Annotated in this window: 6 protein-coding genes; 3 read left to right on the top strand and 3 right to left on the bottom strand. The window is 61.0% G+C overall.

All coding sequences use genetic code 11. From position 1 onward, the window contains the following. Positions 1 to 757, bottom strand: a 757-nt coding sequence (locus NW857_RS11425) for a class I SAM-dependent methyltransferase (protein ID WP_414368986.1), incomplete at its 3' end; no start/stop codon positions are given. Between the two features lie 114 nt (positions 758 to 871). On the opposite strand from NW857_RS11425, the gene NW857_RS11420 reads away from it, so the two are divergent. Together NW857_RS11420 and NW857_RS11415 are read left to right on the top strand one after the other, a co-directional pair. Further along, on the top strand, positions 872 to 1,690 hold the full coding sequence (locus tag NW857_RS11420) for a hypothetical protein (RefSeq protein WP_414338771.1): 819 nt from the start codon (positions 872 to 874) through the stop codon (positions 1,688 to 1,690). Between the two features lie 482 nt (positions 1,691 to 2,172). Beyond that, positions 2,173 to 3,150, top strand: coding sequence for a PspA/IM30 family protein (locus tag NW857_RS11415; protein ID WP_414335873.1), 978 nt, complete (start codon positions 2,173 to 2,175; stop codon positions 3,148 to 3,150). A gap of 47 nt (positions 3,151 to 3,197) precedes the next feature. Here the strand turns inward: NW857_RS11415 and NW857_RS11410 are convergent, their stop codons facing one another. Next, positions 3,198 to 3,953, bottom strand: a complete 756-nt coding sequence (locus NW857_RS11410; RefSeq protein ID WP_414335872.1) for a 5'-methylthioadenosine/adenosylhomocysteine nucleosidase — start codon at positions 3,951 to 3,953, stop codon at positions 3,198 to 3,200. A gap of 29 nt (positions 3,954 to 3,982) precedes the next feature. After that, a complete protein-coding gene (locus NW857_RS11405) occupies positions 3,983 to 4,339 on the bottom strand; it encodes a 2Fe-2S iron-sulfur cluster-binding protein (RefSeq protein ID WP_414335870.1) in 357 nt (118 codons plus the stop codon). A gap of 123 nt (positions 4,340 to 4,462) precedes the next feature. On the opposite strand from NW857_RS11405, the gene NW857_RS11400 reads away from it, so the two are divergent. Next, a partial coding sequence (locus NW857_RS11400; protein ID WP_414368984.1) for a YbjN domain-containing protein occupies positions 4,463 to 4,764 on the top strand: 302 nt, incomplete at its 3' end.

The following is a 4,764-nucleotide window of genomic DNA, read 5'->3' as shown; positions in this document are numbered from 1 at the left end:
TTAAAAAGCCCAACCCTGCCTGCTGCAACATGCCAAACACCTCGGGGATCGTAAATCCCTTGTCGTTGGCAAGCAGATAGTTGTTCAGGATGGCGGCGTCTTCGGTATAGTTGGCCGGGTTCCACAGCACTGCCTTGGCCACCTCTTCCTGCAGGGATCCCATGAATTCCCGCACGTTCTTGGCGCCTACTGCTGGCGGGACGTCGAATTGCCCCACCTTTTGCAAAGCTTCCTGCAGGCGGAGAAACACCTGGCGTTGGCGGCGGCTGTGGAGATTGGCGCGAATAATGCCCTCGGGCTTGAGAACCTTTTTCATCGCCCGCAAGCCCTCAGTGGGATCTGCCAACAAATACAGAACGTCGTTCAGGCTGATGAAATCGAACTGGATCCCCAGGCGATCCAGCTCCAGCACGTTGAGGACGTAGCACTGGACATCGGTGAAGCCGTGGCGGCGCAGGCGTTCCTCGGTGAGCTTGACGGAAGCCGGCGACAGATCACAAGCCACAATCTGGGCGCCCGGATTGGCCTCCGCCATCATCAGCGTCTCCCAGCCGGAGCCACAGCCGGCGTTAAGCATCACCTTGCCCTCTGACGGGACGAGCATGTGGGTGCGCAGGTACTGGGCGGTGGTATAGCTCATCTTGAACATCTCCCCCAAGGCATTGCGGGCCGACTGGGAGAGGGGCACATTGGGGTAGGGCAGGGCCTCGTAGAGGCTGAGGGCCCGGTCTGCAGCCGAGAGAGCAGATCTGGTCATCGGCAGGGGAAAAGTGCAAGGGAGATCGAGAGAAGCAAGGCCATCGCTATGATTGAGTCTAGCCGCTGGTCGCGGCGGCGCTGCCGAGCAATAGAGATCTGCTGAGAACTGGCCATGACTGCTGCTGCTTTGCCCCGTCGCCGCTCCCGTTTCTCCCTGACAGGTACCCTGGCCGCCGTGGGCGGGGCGCTGCTGTGCGGGATCCTGGTGGTACGGCTGCAGGTGCCGATGCTGGAGCGAATCAATCTAGAGGCCCTGGAAAATGCCGAGGCCCGCAAAAACCGCAACATTGCCCTGGCCACCACCCTGGGCTGGCTGGGCTACCGCAACCTGGGCGCCTCCTGGCTGTGGCTGGAGCTGATCCAGTACTACGGCGACGCCCCTGCTCGCGCCCAAACCGGCTACGGCCTTGCCTACGAGTACTTCGACCACATGCTGCGGCTGGATCCCAATTTCTTCTTAGGCTACCGCCTCTCCAGCTTGGTGTTGACCTATCAGGCTGGCCAGCCGGAAAAAGCCGTCGAGATTTTGGATCGCGGCCTGCAGCAGTTTAACCCCCAAAACAACCCCGACGCCTGGCGGCTCTACGTGGATCGCGCCCTGATCAACTTCATGTTTTTGGGGGATGCGGAAGCGGGCCGCCGCGACTACTACCAAGCCGCCGCCTGGCGGGAACAGGTGGGCTTGCCCGGTGACGATTTTCGCCAACTGGGGGACAACATCGCCCGCAGCCCCCTCAGCCGCCGCTCCCGCTTCGATGTCTGGCTAAGCGTGTTTAACGCCACCAGCGACCGGGATACCCGCCAGTTTGTTCTGGAACAACTGACCCAATTGGGGACGGTGCTGCGCACGTTGCCCACGGGCGAGATCGAGATTCTCCCGCCGCCTCTGCCCAGTGGACTTGAGGAAGAGCCCTACCGCTTGCGCCTGTGATTCCAATCCAGTGACGCACTCCCGACCCTCATCTTCGTTGAGTCAACACAACATGGCTTACAGCACGCTGCGCGAACCGATAGCGTACGGGCTTCACGCTTCCCAGACTTGTTGGTACAGAGGTCCCAGCGTGCTGCCACCGTGCCACCCGCGGCGGGAACCAGTCAGGGAAACTCTTTAAGCTAACTGGACAAAGATTGCCATCTAGGGTTGTGACGTTGCCCCAAGAGGTGAGCTAGACTCTAACCCAAATTCTCATCCTGGGAGCCGACTTTTGCAGAAGGGCAAGCTCCGCGTCGGAGAAGTTGCTTTCTCTGACGCGGGTGAGTTATTGGCTCTGGCGCCTCTTTCCGAGGAAGCAGCAGCCCATTTGCTTCTGCCAGTCTGCGAAGACGCCTCAGGCTTTTGGCGGGTTCCCGCAGCCTCCCCATTTCTTATTATTTCTTAACTTTTGTTGTTCTGCACAATTAGGAGTGATCCCCATGGCCTCAAGAACTTCTCTCCTGATGACGGCGGCTGTCCTTTCGGGCACTTGGTTTGTCCTCCCTGCAGCGGCCCAATCTTCCGCGACAGCGCGAGTACGGTCGGTGGTGGATGGGGACACCTTTTGGGCAGACTTGAACGGCAGGCCCACCCGTTTTCGCCTTGCCTATGTGGATGCGCCGGAGCTGACGCAGGGACGCTGGGGGCGGCTCTCACAAGAGGCTTTGCAAAGCCTGCTGCCGCCGGGATCCCTGGTGCAGGTGGATACCCTCTACGTCACGCCGGAAGGGCTGCACATTGCCCAGGTGTACAACTCTGAGGGCTTGGTGAATTTGGAGATGTTGCGCCAGGGGCAGGCGGCGGTTTACGAGCGCTTTTTGTACGGGGCCAACCGGGAGCGCTACCTGGAAGCTCAAGAATTGGCCCAGGCGGCGCGCCGAGGTTTTTGGCAGCAACGCAATCCGGTGATGCCCTGGGAGTTTCGGGAGACAGCCGCGCAAACCTCGGCCTTTGCGGGATCCAACGTTTTGGACGGCTCCTTCCTGCGGGAAAACCCGGCAGCGGCAGCGGGCGTGGGCATTGCCACAGCAGTGGTGATGGTGGGCCTGAGCAAAGTGTTGTGGAAAAAGCCTCGCCAGAAAAACGCGAGCATCCGCCAGATGGAGCGGGATCTGAAACAACTGCGGCGCAGCCTGGCCACAACGCTGGCCAGCTGCAAACAACTGGAACGGCAGTACGATCAACTGCTGCAAAAGGCTGAGGATTGGTTTGTCAGAGCCGAGAAGGCCAGCCAACATGACCAGGACGAACTGGCGCGCCAGGCTTTGGTGCAGCGGAACCAACACATGAGTGCCGCAGAGGCGGTTCGTCGCTCCCTGGACGAGGTTGAGGCCCAGGCGACAGCTATCCGCGAGGGCATTTCCCGCTTGGAAAGCCAGATCGCGATGGCCAAGCTGGAGCGGGAGATGAACAACTGACGTGAGCGCGGCCAAGCCCAACTCCTCCTCTGCTCTGTCCAGCCGGGCTACAGCAAGGTCTGGGGCAGGCTTTGCAGAACCGTGTGGACGATTGCCGCCGAATTGAGCGCCGCCGTCTGAAAGAAGCTCAAGAAATCGGCGTCGTCTCCTGCATCGCTGACCGAGCGCACCAGCAGACAAGGGATCCCGGCTTCTTGTGCCACCCGCACCACAGCCGCCCCTTCCATCTCCACCACCAGAGCCCCGGTGCGCTCGCGGATTTGGCGGCGTAGGTTGGCGTCGGCCACGAACACATCGCCGGTGGCCACCAAGCCTTGATAAATGATGGGATCCCGACCTTGCAGAGGGTGGAGAGGGATCCGCTCCGGGTGGGCCACGATTAAGTCGTAGAGGGCACTGTCGGCCTCAGCCAGGGGGTGGCGCAGCTCGGGAATAAAGTCGATCCCCAGGACAAAGCCTTCGGGCCGTCCGGTGCCGAAATCGTGCTCGATGGCAGTGTGGGCCAGCACCACATCTCCCATCTGTAGGTGATCGGCCAAGGCCCCGGCCACGCCGGTAAAGATGATGCCCCGCAAAGGGAAGTGGGCCACCAACAGGGCTGCCGTAGTTGCCGCCCGCACCTTGCCCACCCCTCCTTGAACCGCCACCACCGGTTGTCCGGCCAGGGATCCCTGATGGAACTGCCGCCCCAGATGGGTATGGACAGAATGGATCTCCATTGCTTGGGTGAGCATGGCCACTTCTTCCGGCAGGGCTCCCACAATGCCGACAGCCTTTTGGGAGGGGTGGGATGGAGCTTCCATAGGGCTTCCCTCAGGTTTTTTTAGAATCCTTAGGTTTGAGAGGCGGGCGGGATCCGGTGTCCCCACAGGCCCGGCCATTTGGTGACTTTGAGATCTCCCAGCACCTGCACCTGACAGGCCAAGCGCAGCCCGTTGCCGCCCTGGGCCGCCGCAGTGGACGGGAGTTGGTGGGGTGGCAAAGACAGGCGGGCCCGTTCTCGCCAGCCCATGGGGGAAACAGCCCCTTCGATCTGTACGGCACAGGTGCCACAGGTGCCCAGACCGCGGCAGTTGAGGATATGAGCCGGCGGGTTGTAGAGCGGGATCCCGGCTTGCAGCAGCACCTGGCGCAGGTTGGCGCCCGCCTCACAAGTGAGGGTGCGTCCTTGAACGTCAATCTGGGGCATAGGCAACCTTCCTAACCGCGAACAGTCCTATTCTGGCCTGAGCCGGATCCGGCAGCATGGCAGGTAGGTGGGAGGGCTAGGCAGTATAGTTAAGGTGGTTAGACAGGGAGTAGGGGAAAGATCATGGCCTACAGCGAGCCGCTCATTGACCGTTCTCCAGAGGTTTTTCCGGTGTTGGAGGAACCTGTTCGCTATGTTGAGGTCGTCTCGGCGGTGGTTTCCAGCCTCAAGGAAGATGCCGCCTACGAGAACCACGAGCAGGGTCACACCTGGAAATTCACCTACGGCACTGCGGAAGTGTTCGTCCACCTGAGCGGCGAATCCCCCGAAGATACTCTGTTGGTGTGGTCTCCCGTTCTCTCTCTGCCGGTGGCGGAGCCGGCTAAGCTCATGCAGAAGCTGCTGGAGAAAAATTGGAGCGACAC

Source organism: Synechococcus sp. H55.9, assembly GCF_047462355.1.
Classification (GTDB): Bacteria; Cyanobacteriota; Cyanobacteriia; order Thermostichales; family Thermostichaceae; genus Thermostichus.
Note: the sequence above shows the minus strand (reverse complement) of the source record. Positions and strands in the feature narration are given on the sequence as shown.

Coding starts and splice junctions, on each gene's coding strand:
- NW857_RS11420 (WP_414338771.1), top strand. CDS start 872: ATGACTGCTGCTGCTTTGCCCCGTCGCCGCTCCCGTTTCTCCCTGACA.
- NW857_RS11415 (WP_414335873.1), top strand. CDS start 2,173: ATGGCCTCAAGAACTTCTCTCCTGATGACGGCGGCTGTCCTTTCGGGC.
- NW857_RS11410 (WP_414335872.1), bottom strand. CDS start 3,953: ATGGAAGCTCCATCCCACCCCTCCCAAAAGGCTGTCGGCATTGTGGGA.
- NW857_RS11405 (WP_414335870.1), bottom strand. CDS start 4,339: ATGCCCCAGATTGACGTTCAAGGACGCACCCTCACTTGTGAGGCGGGC.